This window comes from Streptomyces sp. W1SF4 (assembly GCF_003950035.1).
In the GTDB taxonomy this organism is placed as follows: Bacteria; Actinomycetota; Actinomycetes; order Streptomycetales; family Streptomycetaceae; genus Streptomyces; species Streptomyces racemochromogenes.
Genome location: NZ_CP034350.1, coordinates 2,328,025 through 2,341,104, shown reverse-complemented (window position 1 = coordinate 2,341,104; position 13,080 = coordinate 2,328,025). Strand labels below are relative to the sequence as shown.

General features: G+C 73.0%; 12 protein-coding genes. 4 read left to right on the top strand and 8 right to left on the bottom strand.

Translation table 11 applies throughout. The features are described from left to right. Positions 1 to 11: 11 nt before the first annotated feature. From D1J60_RS10905 to panB, 3 genes are all read right to left on the bottom strand, one after another. Positions 12 to 860: an ABC transporter permease gene (locus D1J60_RS10905; RefSeq protein ID WP_125820964.1), complete on the bottom strand. Its 849-nt coding sequence runs from the start codon at positions 858 to 860 to the stop codon at positions 12 to 14. After that, a complete protein-coding gene (locus D1J60_RS10900) occupies positions 857 to 1,879 on the bottom strand; it encodes an ATP-binding cassette domain-containing protein (RefSeq protein ID WP_241253214.1) in 1,023 nt (340 codons plus the stop codon). The genes D1J60_RS10905 and D1J60_RS10900 overlap by 4 nt, the downstream gene beginning before the upstream one ends. 155 nt (positions 1,880 to 2,034) lie before the next feature. Beyond that, positions 2,035 to 2,916 (bottom strand): 3-methyl-2-oxobutanoate hydroxymethyltransferase, encoded by an 882-nt coding sequence (panB, locus tag D1J60_RS10895; RefSeq protein ID WP_125820962.1) that lies wholly within the window; start codon positions 2,914 to 2,916, stop codon positions 2,035 to 2,037. A gap of 284 nt (positions 2,917 to 3,200) precedes the next feature. On the opposite strand from panB, the gene D1J60_RS10890 reads away from it, so the two are divergent. Beyond that, positions 3,201 to 4,229: an endonuclease/exonuclease/phosphatase family protein gene (locus D1J60_RS10890; protein WP_125602964.1), complete on the top strand. Its 1,029-nt coding sequence runs from the start codon at positions 3,201 to 3,203 to the stop codon at positions 4,227 to 4,229. A gap of 81 nt (positions 4,230 to 4,310) precedes the next feature. On the opposite strand, the gene D1J60_RS10885 is transcribed toward D1J60_RS10890, so the two are convergent. Both D1J60_RS10885 and D1J60_RS10880 read right to left on the bottom strand, forming a co-directional pair. Then, on the bottom strand, positions 4,311 to 6,065 hold the full coding sequence (locus D1J60_RS10885; RefSeq protein WP_125820961.1) for an NAD+ synthase: 1,755 nt from the start codon (positions 6,063 to 6,065) through the stop codon (positions 4,311 to 4,313). Between the two features lie 82 nt (positions 6,066 to 6,147). Continuing rightward, a complete protein-coding gene (locus tag D1J60_RS10880) occupies positions 6,148 to 7,632 on the bottom strand; it encodes a DUF4190 domain-containing protein (RefSeq protein ID WP_125820960.1) in 1,485 nt (494 codons plus the stop codon). 546 nt (positions 7,633 to 8,178) lie between these two features. Between D1J60_RS10880 and D1J60_RS10875 the strand changes: the two genes are divergently transcribed. Both D1J60_RS10875 and D1J60_RS10870 read left to right on the top strand, forming a co-directional pair. Beyond that, positions 8,179 to 8,907, top strand: coding sequence for a DUF998 domain-containing protein (locus tag D1J60_RS10875; protein WP_125820959.1), 729 nt, complete (start codon positions 8,179 to 8,181; stop codon positions 8,905 to 8,907). Then, positions 8,904 to 9,773 carry an alpha/beta hydrolase gene (locus tag D1J60_RS10870; RefSeq protein WP_241253213.1) on the top strand — a complete coding sequence of 290 codons (870 nt, stop codon included), beginning with the start codon at positions 8,904 to 8,906 and terminating at the stop codon, positions 9,771 to 9,773. Before D1J60_RS10875 ends, D1J60_RS10870 begins: the two co-directional genes overlap by 4 nt. Here the strand turns inward: D1J60_RS10870 and D1J60_RS10865 are convergent. The 3 genes from D1J60_RS10865 to D1J60_RS10855 form a co-directional block, all read right to left on the bottom strand. Continuing rightward, positions 9,764 to 10,432 carry a DUF305 domain-containing protein gene (locus D1J60_RS10865; RefSeq protein ID WP_125604830.1) on the bottom strand — a complete coding sequence of 223 codons (669 nt, stop codon included), beginning with the start codon at positions 10,430 to 10,432 and terminating at the stop codon, positions 9,764 to 9,766. The genes D1J60_RS10870 and D1J60_RS10865 overlap by 10 nt on opposite strands. Next, positions 10,429 to 11,079 (bottom strand): DUF3105 domain-containing protein, encoded by a 651-nt coding sequence (locus tag D1J60_RS10860; RefSeq protein ID WP_125604828.1) that lies wholly within the window; start codon positions 11,077 to 11,079, stop codon positions 10,429 to 10,431. Before D1J60_RS10860 ends, D1J60_RS10865 begins: the two co-directional genes overlap by 4 nt. A 70-nt stretch (positions 11,080 to 11,149) precedes the next feature. Continuing rightward, positions 11,150 to 11,524 carry a hypothetical protein gene (locus D1J60_RS10855; RefSeq protein WP_125820958.1) on the bottom strand — a complete coding sequence of 125 codons (375 nt, stop codon included), beginning with the start codon at positions 11,522 to 11,524 and terminating at the stop codon, positions 11,150 to 11,152. A gap of 175 nt (positions 11,525 to 11,699) precedes the next feature. On the opposite strand from D1J60_RS10855, the gene D1J60_RS10850 reads away from it, so the two are divergent. Further along, positions 11,700 to 13,061, top strand: coding sequence for a glutamine synthetase family protein (locus tag D1J60_RS10850; RefSeq protein ID WP_007263785.1), 1,362 nt, complete (start codon positions 11,700 to 11,702; stop codon positions 13,059 to 13,061). The last annotated feature ends 19 nt before the right edge of the window (positions 13,062 to 13,080 follow it).

The window sequence follows — 13,080 nt, the reverse complement described above, 5'->3', positions numbered from 1 at the left end:
GCCGCCCGGGATCAGGTCTTCTGGCGGAACTTGCGCACCGCGATCGGCATGGTGACGGCGGTGATGCCCACCGACCACGCCAGCGTGATCCACACGGAGTTGCCCAGCGGGGTGCCGTTGATCAGACCGCGGGCCGCGTCGGCCAGGTTCGACAGCGGGTTGACGTCGGTGAAGCTCTGCAGCCAGCCGGGCATCGTCGTCGGCGGGGCGAAGATCGAGCTGCCGAACTGCAGCGGCATCAGGACGATCATCGCCATGCCCTGGACGGCCTGGGCGGTCTTCAGGGTCAGACCGAGCAGGATGAAGATCCACATCAGGGAGGCGCCGAAGACGGCCGACAGCCCGATGGCCAGGAACAGGTCGAGCACCGAGGACTTGATGGACAGGCCCAGGACGAAGCCCACGGTGAGCAGGATCGTGATGGCGACCATCATCCGGCCGAGCTCGACCACGATCTTCGCGATGAGGACCGAGGACCGGGCGATGGGCATGGACCGGAAGCGGTCCATCACGCCCTTCTTGAAGTCGTCGTTGACGCCGGTGCCCACGCCCATGGCGATGTTCATGCCCATCATCGCCATCAGGCCCGGGACGACGTAGTTGACGTACTCGCCGTTGTTGCCCTTGCCGGAGATCGCGCCGCCGAAGACGAACACGAACAGCAGCGTGAAGATGATCGGCATGAACACGACGTCGAACATCGACTCCGGGTCCTGCTTGATCTGGAGGGCGTTGCGGCGGACGAGCGCGCCGATGTGACGCACGTTGCCCCGCAGGCCGATCCGGCCCTCGCCGGGCAGCGGGGAGGCGGCCGTGGGGGCCGCGGTGGTGCTGGGCTTCGTCGTGGTTACGGTGCTCATGCCGCGACCTCCTGATCCGTCTCGGTCTTACGGGCGGGCGCGGCGTCCCCGGCCTTCTCCGGCTTCTGGCCGGTGATGGACAGGAACACCTCGTCCAGGCTGGGCAGGTACGTGCCGATGTCGGCGATCGCGTACCCGCGGGCGGCCAGCAGGCCGACCACCGCGGTCAGCTGCTCGTCGCTGAGGACCGGGACCAGCAGCACGCCCTCGTCCGGCACCGCCTGGGAGCCGGCGACGCCGTCCAGGCCGGTCTCCGCCAGCGCGCGGGCCATGCCCGGCAGGTCGGAGGCCTCCACCGGGCGGATCCGCAGGGTGCGGCCGCCGACCCGGGCCTTCAGCTCGTCGACCTTGCCCTTGGCGATGACCTTGCCGCGGTCGATGACCGTCAGCTCGTTCGCGAGCTGCTCGGCCTCCTCCATGTACTGGGTGGTGAGCAGGACGGTGGCGCCCTCGGCGACCATCCGCTGCACCTCGTCCCACACCTCGTTGCGGGTGCGGGGGTCCAGGCCGGTGGTCGGCTCGTCCAGGTAGAGCACCGCCGGGTGGCCGATCATCGAGGCGGCCAGGTCGAGCCGGCGGCGCATGCCGCCGGAGTAGTTCATCACCGCCTTCTTCGCGGCCTCCGTGAGGGAGAACCGCTCCAGCAGCTCGTCCGCGCGGGCCCGGGCGTCCTTGCGGGACAGGTCCAGCAGCCGGCCGATCATGTAGAGGTTCTCCCAGCCGGAGAGCTTCTCGTCGACCGAGGCGTACTGGCCGGTCAGGCCGATCGTGCGGCGCAGCTGCCGGGGCTGGCGGACCACGTCGAAGCCGGCGACGGTGGCCGTGCCGGCGTCGGGGACGATCAGGGTGGACAGGCAGCGGACCAGGGTGGTCTTGCCGGCGCCGTTCGGGCCGAGGACACCGAGCACGGTGCCCTCGCGGACGTCCAGGTCGACCCCGTCCAGGGCCTTGGTCTCGCCGTAGTGCTTGACCAGCCCCCGCACTTCCACGGCGTTGGGCTTCTTGTCGTTTCGCGTCATGTCCACCATGGGACCAGCCGCCACTGACAAAGCCCCGACAGCCGACCGACAGCCCGCCGACGGGGCTGTCGGCGGGCTGTCGGAGGGTCCCCGGCACCGGACGGCCGGTGCCGGGCGGTGCCGCCGGCCGGTGTCACCGGGCGGCGCCTTCGGGACTAGTGGAAGGCGTGCTCTTCCTGCGGGAACGTTCCGCCGACCACGTCCTCGGCGAAGGCCTTCGCCGCGTCACCCATGGTCTGCCGCAGGTTCGCGTACTGCTTCACGAAGCGCGGCATCTTCCCGCCGGTCAGGCCCATCATGTCGGTCCACACCAGCACCTGCGCGTCGCACTCCGAGCCGGCGCCGATGCCGACGGTCGGGATGTGCAGGGACCGGGTGACCTCGGCGGCCAGCTCGGCCGGGACCAGCTCCAGGACCACCGCGAACGCGCCCGCGTCCTGCGCCGCCTTCGCGTCGCGCAGCAGCTGGTGCGCGGCCTCGTCGGTGCGGCCCTGCACCCGGTAGCCCATGGCGTTCACGGACTGCGGGGTCAGACCCAGGTGGGACATGACCGGGATGCCGGACTGCACGATCAGCTCGGTCTGGTGCAGCGAGCGCTCGCCGCCCTCCAGCTTGACCGCCCCGACACCGGCCTCCTTGACCAGCCGGGTGGCGCTGCGCAGCGCCTGCACGGCGCCCTCCTGGTAGGAGCCGAACGGCAGGTCACCGACGACCAGGGCACGGCTGGTGCCCCGTACGACGGCCGCCGACAGCAGGGTCATCTCGTCCATCGTCACGGGGACGGTGGTGTCGTAGCCGAGGTGACAGTTGCCCATCGAGTCACCGACGAGGATCACCGGGATGCCGGCCTCGTCGAACACGGACGCCGTCATGGCGTCGTACGCGGTGAGCATGGGCCACTTCTCGCCGCGCTCCTTGGCGAGCATGAGGTCGCGGACGGTGATCCGCCGGGTGCCGGTGCCTCCGTACAGGGTGGGGGAGACGGCTTCGCGGGCAGGCGAAACGGCATGCGTCATTGCAACTGCTCCTTGTGTCATCTCGAGGCGCCCTCACGGCGTCCCCGGACTCACCCACCATGGTGGCACCCGTGCGGCCGTGGACGGAAGTGTCCGAGCCGCGACGCGCTGACCCGTCCGTCACACTCCCGGCCCGCTCCGGGCGCGCCGGAGCCAATGTGCGCGTTTCGTGACAACCGGAACCCTTGCCGCACGGCCGTTCGTCCTCCCGGTTGTACGGCCGCGAGGTCGGCACGGAAGGCTCCCGTCATCGCCTAGGGTCAAGGGGCGGGGACGGAGCGCGAGCACGGCAGCGAGGAATGGGCATGGCACAGGCGTACATGACGGAGACGGGGAACGGCGGCTCCGAGCCCGGGCCCTCCGGATCCGGACTGAAGCGCCGGCTCGCCGAGCTACGCCGTGACCGGGGCATCTGGAAGCGCGGGACCGTCACCGCCGGGTTCGCGGCGCTGATCTCGCTGATCATGATCTTCCATGCGGAGCTGTCCAACGACGTCGGCAACCTCGGCAGTCTCACCGAGACCTTCCTGCCCTGGCTGGGCGTGTTCGTACCGGTGCTGCTGGCCATCGCCGTGGTCCGCAAGTCCGCGACCGCCCTGATCGCGATACTGCTGACGGCCGCGGTCTGGGTGAACCTCTTCGGCGGCCTGGTCACCGACAAGTCGGGCTCCGGCGGCAACCTGACCGTCGCCACCCACAACGTGGACGCCGACAACCCGGACCCGAAGGGCACCGCCGAGGCGGTCGCCAAGTCGAAGGCGGACGTCCTGGCCCTGACCGAGCTCAAGGCGGGCGCCGTCCCCGTCTACGAGAAGGCCCTCGAAGGCACGTACAAGTACCACGCGGTCGAGGGCACGGTCGGCGTGTGGAGCAAGTACCCGCTGACCTCCAGCAAGCCCGTGGACATCCGGCTCGGCTGGACCCGCGCCATGCGCACCACCGTCGCGAGCCCCTTCGGCGAGATCGGCGTGTACGTCGCCCACCTGCCCTCGGTCCGCGTCAAGCTCAACGCCGGCTTCACCGCCAACCAGCGCGACAACAGCGCCGACGCGCTCGGCGCGGCCCTCGCCGCCGAACCGCTGAAGAACGTCATCCTGCTCGGCGACCTCAACGGCACCATGAACGACCGCTCCCTGTCCGAGGTCACCTCGCAGATGCGCTCCACGCAGGGCGCCGCCGGCAACGGCTTCGGCTTCAGCTGGCCCGCGCAGTTCCCGATGGCCCGCATCGACCAGATCATGGTCCGCGGGGCGAAGCCGGAGGCCTCCTGGACCCTGCCGCGCACGGGCAGCGACCACCTGCCGGTCGCGGCCCGGCTGAGCGTGCGCAAGTAGGCGGCGCGGCTGCGGGGCGTCCGCCGCCGGGGCCGGCCGCCCCGGTGGCGGACGCCCCGGTGGCGGGCGGCCCCGTACGGTCTACGGGCCCTCGCGCCAGCCGTTGGTGATGGGCAGCCGGCGGTCCTTGCCGAAGCCCTTCGCGGAGATCTTGGTGCCCGGCGGGTACTGGCGGCGCTTGTACTCCGCCGTGTCCACCATCCGCAGCGTCTTCGCGACGAGCTCCCGGTCGAAGCCGGCCGCGACGATCTCCTCCAGGCCCTGGTCCCGGTCCACGTACCGGTCGAGGATCGCGTCGAGCACCGGATAGTCCGGCAACGAGTCCGTGTCCACCTGCCCCGGGCGCAGCTCGGCGCTCGGCGGCTTCACGATCGAGTTCTCCGGGATGGGCGGGGTCTCGCCCCGCTCCTCGGCGGCCCGGTTGCGGTAGCGGGCGAGCCGGAAGACGTCGCTCTTGTACACGTCCTTGATCGGCCCGTAGGCACCGACCGAGTCCCCGTACAGGGTGGAGTAGCCGACGGCCAGCTCGGACTTGTTGCCCGGCGCCAGCACGATGTGGCCCTCCTGGTTGGACACCGCCATCAGCATGGTGCCGCGCAGCCGGGACTGGAGGTTCTCCTCGGCCAGGCCGGTCAGGCCCAGCGATCCCATGTAGGCGTCGAACATCGGCGCGATCGGGACGGTGCGGAAGTTCAGCCCTGTCCGCGCCGCCAGATCGGCGGCGTCGCCCTCGGAGTGCTCCGAGGAGTACTTCGAGGGCATGGCGATGCCGTACACGTTCTGCGCGCCGACCGCGTCGCAGGCGATGGCCGCGACGAGCGCCGAGTCGATGCCCCCGGAGAGCCCGATCAGGACGGAGCGGAAGCCGTTCTTGCGGACGTACGCGCGCAGCCCCACCACCAGCGCGTCGTAGACCTCCTCGTCGTCGTCCAGCCGCTCGGCGTAGCCGCCGGTCACGACCGGCTCGTACGCCTCCAGCGGCTCCTCGGAGAGGATCACGCGGTCGATGCGCAGGCCGTCGTCGACGACGCCCTCGGGGGCGTCGGGGCGCGCGGCCGGGAGGTCCAGGTCGACCAGGACGCAGCCCTCGGAGAACTGCGGGGCGCGGACGACGACCTCGCCGGTGGCGTCGACGACGATCGAGTCGCCGTCGAAGACCAGCTCGTCCTGGCCGCCGATCATCGCCAGGTAGGCGAGGGTGCAGCCGGCCTCCTTGGCGCGTTTGCGGACCAGTTCGAGGCGTACGTCGTCCTTGTTGCGCTCGTACGGGGACGCGTTGACGGAGATCAGCAGGCCGGCCCCGGCGGAGCGGGTGGCGGGGACGCGGCCGCCCTCCTGCCAGAGGTCCTCGCAGATGGCGAGGGCCACGTCGACGCCGTGGACCCGGACGACGGGCTGGGTGTCGCCGGGCACGAAGTACCGGAACTCGTCGAACACGCCGTAGTTGGGCAGGTGGTGCTTGGCGAACCGCAGCACGACCTCGCCGCCGTACAGCACGGCGGCGGCGTTCTCCGGGGAGCCGGCGGGCAGGCCGAGCCGGGGGGCGGCCCGCTCGCTGCGGTCGAGGTAGCCGACCACGACGGGGAGCCCGCCGAGCCCCTCGTCCGCCAGCCGCCGGGCCAGCGCGGTCAGCGCGTTACGGGAGGCGTCGACGAAGGACGCCCGCAGGGCCAGGTCCTCGACGGGGTAGCCCGTCAGCGTCATCTCCGGGAACGCCACCAGGTGGGCGCCCTGCTCGGCGGAGTGCCGCGTCCAGTGCACGACCGAGTCGGAGTTGGCGGCGATGTTGCCGACCTGCGAGTCGATCTGATTCAGAGCGAGGCGAAGTTGAGGCACGGGGCCCAGTCTAATCGTCTTTCTGACGCGATGTCCTGGGCCCCGGCCGTTCCGGGCGGTTCGGGGTGGTCCGACGGGCGGTTCAGGGGCGGGCAGGCGCCTGGCTGACGGGGCCGCTGAACTTCACCGGGGCCAGCATGACGGCGGGGGACAGCTCCACGCCGATGCTCGTGGTGCCGCCGGGCAGCTCGTACGCGGCACTGCCGGAGGCCGTCTGGCCGGGTTCGAGCACCCGGTCGACGCGCTTGGGCATCCGGCCGTCGAAGACGAGCTTGCCGGCGGAGCCCCTGCCGTCGCGGACCTCGGGGATCGCGTGGACGACGCGGAGGGGCTCGTTGGAGGTGTTGGTGATGGTGAAGGGCACCTCGACGGCGTTGACCACCTCGATCCACTTGCTGCCGCTGGTGTACTTCCGGGGCGCCTCGACGGTCACCTTGACGCCGTTGGGGTACGTGTACGTACGGCCGAATTCGAGCGGGGTGGTCATGCCGGGGCCGGGCGGCGGGGTGGGGTGCGGGTCCACCTCCCAGTCCTCGCCGTCCTCCCAGTCCCCGTCGTCCTCCCAGTCCTCGTCCCAGTCGGGATCGACCGCGGCGGCGTGGCGGGCGCGGTCGACGGCCTTGTCGACGAGGGACACGGTGAAGAGCCAGCCGCCGACGCTCGCGCCGAGCCCGAGGACGCCGAGGGCGACGCCGAAGAGGGACATCACCTTGCGCGGGGCGCCGGCCCGGGCGCGCACGAAGGCGGCGATGCCGAGGGCGACGGCGGTCACGCCGAGGAGCGTGCCGATCCAGAACACGAACGGCACGAGGGCGACGGGCACCGCCGCCAGACCCAGCACCAGCGCGGCGACGGCCATCCCGTTGGACGGCGCCGGGGGCACGGGCTGGTACGCGGGGTATCCGGGCCACGCGCCGTAGGGCGCCGTCGGGGGCTGCCCGGGCGGCCCCCACCCGGCGGCGGGCGGCGGGGGCGGCGGGACGGCCCCGGGGGCGGGGCTCGCCCAGGGGTTGAACGCCCCGCCGCCCGGCGCCTGCGCCTGCGGGGCGGGTGCCGGGGCCGGGCCGGCGACCGGCGCCGGTCCGGGAGGGGCGGCGTGCTCCGCCGGCGCGGCCCCGCCCTGCGGGGTCTTGGTCAGCGACGGCTTCTCCGGCTCGGGTGCCGGGGCCGCGGTCGCGGGGGCGGCGTGCTCCGTCGGCGCGGTCGCGTCGTGCGGGGTCTTGGTCAGCGACGGCTTCTCCGGCTCGGGTGCCGGGGCCGCGGTCGCGGGGGCGGCGTGCTCCGTCGGCGCGGTCGCGTCGTGCGGGGTCTTGGTCAGCGACGGCTTCTCCGGCTCGGGTGCCGGGGCCGCGGTCGCGGGGGCGGCGTGCTCCGTCGGCGCGGTCGCGTCGTGCGGGGTCTTCGTCAGCGACGGCTTCGCCGGTTCCGGCGCCGGTGCCGCGGGCGCCGGGGCGTCCGCGGGCGGGGGCTTCTCCAGGGACGGCTTCGCCGCCTCCGGTATGGGCGTGGCCTCGGGCTCGGGCGGCGGACCGGACGGGGTCCCGGGCGGGTTCGGGGGCGTGCTCATACCTGGCGGCGTCCTTGGAGTGTGCGGCGTACGGGGCGGGAACGCGGTGTACGGACGATGCGGGCAGACTGCCATGCCCCCCGGCCCCCTCCAAGCCGTTTCGGCCCCGGCCCCCGCACCGGCGAACGGTATCGGCCGATGTGCCGGAATCAGGACCTCCACCCAGGCCGGCCCCGGCCGCCCGGACCCCGGCGGGGCACCTCGGGCACGTCCCGGCGGTGGCCGGGCACCCCGGTCCGTCCGGCCGTGATCCGCCGGGCCCCGGTCCGTCCGGCCGTGATCCGCCGGGCACCCGGGCCGTCCGGCCGTGATCCGCCCGGCGCCCCGGGAACGCGGCAGCCCGCGCGTCGGTGTCGGACGTGGGCGGGAGCCGCGGGTCGGGCGGCCGTGACCGGGCCCCGCGGGGAACGCGGTGGCGGGTGCGCACGTTTCCAGCGTGGGGATTCGGCCGGATGGCCCAGGACGCGCATCCCGGCGATCCCCAGCGGCCGCGCCGCCCGGGGGTGCCGCACGCCGACGCCGGATCTGCTGAGGATCATTCACACCATGCGTACAGAACGCCCGAACCACCCGTACCGCCCCGAAGGAGCCCCACCCCCCACCACCTGGCCCGTCGCCCTCCTCGTCGGTCTCGGCGCGGCCGCCTACACCGCCTGGGTGCTCGAAGTCGTCCTCTCCACCGGCCTGAACCCCATCGAGACCTACGTCAGCGAGCTCGCCGCCCAGGACCAGCCCCTCGGCGGACTCTTCCGGGCCACCGACTTCACCGCCGGCCTGCTCGTCTTCCTCGGCGGGCTGCTCGCCCTGGCCCGCCTGGTCCGCCACCCCGGGTCCCGCGGCTTCTGGGCCGTCACGGGCTGGGCCGGGGTCACCCTCTTCGGCGCGGCCACCGCCGCAGACGCGTGGCTGCCGCTCAGCTGCCAGCCGACCGCCGACCCGGAGTGCGCCGCCCGCGAGACCGCCGGCCTCGTCCCGGCCACCCACCAGGCCCACGCCGTCAGCAGCAGCCTCGCCATGACCGGCGCCCTCATCGGGATAGTGGCCCTCACCGTCGCCGCCCGCCGCTACCGGCGGCACGCGCCCCTGGCCCGCTACGGTCCCGCCCTCGTCCTGCTGGAGTTCCTCGCCACCGCCTGGACCCTGACCGCCATCGCCCTGTTCACCGCCGGGCACGGCACCTGGGCGCTCGGGGCGGGGCAGCGGCTCCAGGTGCTGCTGGTCGCGCTCTGGCTGGGGCTGCTGGCCCGCTCCGTCCACAAGGAGGGCCGTACGTGAACACCCGCTTCGTCCGCGTGGACGGCGTCCCGCTGCACGTGGTCGTCGAGGGCGCGGGGCCCCCGGTGGTGCTGAGCGCCGGGCTCGCCATGGCCTGGTTCGACTGGGACCCCGTCGCGGCCCTGCTCGTGGCCCGGGGCCGCACCGTGATCCGCTTCGACCGCCCCGGGCACGGCCTCAGCGCCCCCGCCGACGCGCCGTCCGGCGCCGCCGCCGAGGCCCACCGGATCGCCGGGCTGCTGGACGCGCTGGGGCCGGGCACGCCGGGGCCGGGCACCGCCCCCGTCACCGTCGTCGGGCACTCCATCGCCGGGTTCCACGCCGAGGCCTTCGCCCGCCTGTACCCGGAGCGCACCGCCGCCCTGGTGCTGGTTGACTCCAGCGTGGAGGAGGCCCCCCGCGCGCAGCTCCCCGCCGCGCTGCGCACCGGCGCCGCACGCGCCCTCGGCCGGGCCGTCACCGCCGCCGGGCTGCCCGCCGCGCTGGGGCCCGCGCTGCGGGGCGCGGCCGTACGCGCCTCCCGGGCCGGCCGGGCCGCGGACCCGGCCGCGCGGGACCTCGTACGCCGCTGCTACCGCACGGGCCGGGTCTGGCGCGGGGCCCTCCTGGAGAACTCCCGCTACCCGGACACCGCCGCCGAGCTGCTCGCCCTGCGCGCGGAGCACCCGCTGAAGGCCCCCGCCACCGTCCTGGCCGGCCACGACGGGCCGCCCGGCGGCCCCGCCCCGCGCTGGCTCGGCCGCCAGGCGGCCCTGGCCGACGCGCTCGGCGCCCGCTTCGAGGTCGCCGCACCGGCCGGGCACCTGGTCATGCTCGACCGCCCGCACCAGGTGGCCCGGGCGGTCCTGCGGACGGCTCAGGCCTGACGCGGCGCGGCCCCCCGCTGGCGGAGCATGTCCTCCATCAGCTTCAGCTCCGACTGCTGCGCCTCGACCATGCCCTGCGCGAGCGCCTTCTCCGCCGGGGTGGCGCACTGGCGGGCACAGCCCTCGGCCATCGCGACGCCGCCCTTGTGGTGGTCGGTCATCAGCTGGAGGTACAGCACCTCGGCGTCCCGGCCGTTCGCCGCGCCGAGCCGCTCCAGCTCCTCCTTGGTGGCCATGCCCGGCATCAGAGCCCCGGGCTTGGCGGCGCCGTGCCCCGCGTGGCCGCCGTGCCCCTCGCCGGCCTGCATCCAGGACATCGGCGGCTCGTCGGCCACCACCTTCGGCAGCCCCCACAGGTCCAGCCAGCCCAGCAGCATCCCGCGCTGGTTGGCCTGCGTGTTCGCGATGTCGTACGCGAGCCCGCGCACCGGCTCGTCCTGGGTGCGGTCGCGGACGATGAAGGACATCTCCACCGCCTGCTGGTGGTGCACCGCCATGTCCCGGGCGAAGCCGGCGTCCGGCGAGTACAGGGCGGGCGCGGCCGGCGCGGCGCGCTCGCCGCGGCCGTCCGGGCCGTTCGCGGTGGCGACCGTGGCCCCCACCGCGAACAGCACGGCCAGCACGACCGCCGCGCCCGCCGCCCAGTACGTACGGGTCACTTCTCGCCCAGCCCGTTGGTGCAGGCCGCGCCCGGCTCGGGGGTCTGCGGGCCCTGCACGTACTTGGTGAAGAACTGCGCCACGCGGGGGTCGTCCGCCTTGTCCACCGTCAGCTGCTTGCCCCAGGCGCTGAGCATGATCGCCCCGGTCTGCTCCTTGACGGGGCTCAGCAGCGTGTAGGGGGTCTTGCCGACCTTCGCCGCGAGCTTGTCGACCTCGGCCTTGTCGGCCTTGTCGTTGTACGTCACCCAGACCGCGCCGTGCTCCAGCGAGTGCACGGCGTTCACCTCGGGGACCGCGTTCTTGTAGACGTCGCCGTTGCAGTTCATCCACCGCGGGTGGTGGTCACCGCCGACGGGCGGGTTCATCTCGTACTTGACCGGCGTCTCGACGTGGTTGCGGCCGAGCTTCTTCGCGTCCCAGGTCTGCTCGCCCGAGACGGGGGCCTTGCGGGCCGCCTCCTCGTCCTTCTCCTTCTGCTTCTGGTCCATCAGCACCCAGGCCCCGAAACCGACGAGTCCGGCGACGATCGCCGTGGAGATGCCGATCGCGAGGAACTTGTTGCGCCGCTCGCGCGACTGCTCGGCGCGGCGCATCTCGGCTATGCGCTGCTGGCGGGAGTTCTGCTGTGACGTCCTGCTGGCCATGTGCCCTTGATCCTTCTGCTGAGGGGGGTGTGGGGATGGTGCCGTGATGCCGTGCGGTGCGCCGGAGCGCTCAGGTCCGCAGCACTTGCAGGACGTGCAGGCCGGGGGCGCGCGCGAGGGTGCCGGGCGGCCGCACCGGCCCCTGGGCCGCGCCCGGGCGGGCGGCGGGTGCCGGGCCGCTCCCGGGCAGGGCCGCGGCGGGCGGCGGGGCGGGCAGCACGGCGGGGGTCACATGGGAGAGGGGGGAGCAGCCCGGAGGGTCGTACGGGGACACGCAGGTGGCGTGCGCTCCGTGTCCGGCGTGCACCCGTCCGGGTTCCGCCGCCGGCCGCACGCACAGGAAGGCCATGCCGGCCGCCACCCCGGCCGCGACCAGCAGCACGAGGACGGCACGCCGGAAGGGGCGCCCGTGGCGTCCGCTCCGCGTGTGCTCCCAGCCCCCCATGGGCGCTGATGGTAATGCTCATGACGGGCCCTGGGTCAGAGCGGGGGTGCCATCGGCCTTCGGGGGTGCGTAATGTGGCGGAAACCACCACTGGCGATACTGGACGGGCCCGGCTGCGCCCCCCGTCCCTTTGGGGTGGTGGTGCACAGATCGTCTGAACTGCGAGGATGAAGGCATGGACAAGCAGCAGGAATTCGTCCTCCGGACGCTCGAGGAGCGCGACATCCGCTTCGTGCGCCTGTGGTTCACCGATGTGCTGGGCTTCCTGAAGTCCGTCGCGGTCGCCCCCGCCGAGCTGGAGCAGGCCTTCGACGAGGGCATCGGCTTCGACGGCTCCGCGATCGAGGGCTTCGCCCGGGTCTACGAGTCCGACATGATCGCCAAGCCGGACCCGGGGACCTTCCAGATACTGCCGTGGCGCGCCGAGGCACCCGGGACGGCCCGGATGTTCTGCGACATCCTGATGCCGGACGGCTCCCCGTCCTTCGCGGACCCGCGCTACGTCCTCAAGCGCATCCTGGCCAAGACCTCCGACCTGGGCTTCACCTTCTACACCCACCCGGAGATCGAGTTCTTCCTGCTGAAGGACAAGCCCCTCGACGGCACCCGCCCCGTCCCCGCCGACAACTCCGGCTACTTCGACCACACTCCGCAGAACGTGGGCATGGACTTCCGCCGCCAGGCGATCACCATGCTCGAATCCATGGGCATCTCCGTGGAGTTCAGCCACCACGAGGGCGCCCCGGGCCAGCAGGAGATCGACCTCCGCTACGCCGACGCCCTCTCGACGGCCGACAACATCATGACGTTCCGCCTGGTCATGAAGCAGGTCGCCCTCGAACAGGGCGTCCAGGCCACCTTCATGCCGAAGCCCTTCTCCGAGTACCCGGGCTCCGGCATGCACACCCACCTGTCCCTCTTCGAGGGCGACCGCAACGCCTTCTACGAGTCGGGCGCCGAGTACCAGCTCTCGAAGGTCGGCCGCTCCTTCATCGCGGGCCTCCTGCGCCACGCCGCGGAGACGGCCGCGGTCACCAACCAGTGGGTCAACTCCTACAAGCGCATCTGGGGCGGCTCCTCCCGCACCGCCGGCTCCGGCGGCGAGGCCCCCTCGTACATCTGCTGGGGCCACAACAACCGCTCGGCCCTGATCCGCGTCCCGATGTACAAGCCGGGCAAGACCGGTTCCTCCCGGGTGGAGGTCCGCTCGATCGACTCGGGCGCCAACCCGTACCTCACGTACGCCGTCCTCCTGGCGGCGGGCCTCAAGGGCATCGAGGAGGGCTACGAACTCCCGGCGGGCGCCGACGACGACGTCTGGGCCCTCTCCGACGCCGAACGCCGCGCGATGGGCATCGAACCCCTCCCGCAGAACCTGGGCGAGGCCATCTCTTTGATGGAACGCAGCGAACTGGTCGCCGAGACCCTCGGCGAGCACGTCTTCGACTTCTTCCTGCGCAACAAGAAGCAGGAGTGGGAGGAGTACCGCTCGGAGGTCACCGCCTTCGAACTCCGCAAGAACCTCCCGGTGCTCTAGGGCGGCGGCCGCACCGTTT

Bases quoted from the DNA above. Each gene is read 5' to 3' on its own strand.
- D1J60_RS10905 (WP_125820964.1), bottom strand. From the start codon at position 860: ATGAGCACCGTAACCACGACGAAGCCCAGCACCACCGCGGCCCCCACG.
- D1J60_RS10900 (WP_241253214.1), bottom strand. From the start codon at position 1,879: ATGACGCGAAACGACAAGAAGCCCAACGCCGTGGAAGTGCGGGGGCTG.
- panB (WP_125820962.1), bottom strand. From the start codon at position 2,916: ATGACACAAGGAGCAGTTGCAATGACGCATGCCGTTTCGCCTGCCCGC.
- D1J60_RS10890 (WP_125602964.1), top strand. From the start codon at position 3,201: ATGGCACAGGCGTACATGACGGAGACGGGGAACGGCGGCTCCGAGCCC.
- D1J60_RS10880 (WP_125820960.1), bottom strand. From the start codon at position 7,632: ATGAGCACGCCCCCGAACCCGCCCGGGACCCCGTCCGGTCCGCCGCCC.
- D1J60_RS10875 (WP_125820959.1), top strand. From the start codon at position 8,179: ATGCGTACAGAACGCCCGAACCACCCGTACCGCCCCGAAGGAGCCCCA.
- D1J60_RS10860 (WP_125604828.1), bottom strand. From the start codon at position 11,079: ATGGCCAGCAGGACGTCACAGCAGAACTCCCGCCAGCAGCGCATAGCC.
- D1J60_RS10855 (WP_125820958.1), bottom strand. From the start codon at position 11,524: ATGGGGGGCTGGGAGCACACGCGGAGCGGACGCCACGGGCGCCCCTTC.
- D1J60_RS10850 (WP_007263785.1), top strand. From the start codon at position 11,700: ATGGACAAGCAGCAGGAATTCGTCCTCCGGACGCTCGAGGAGCGCGAC.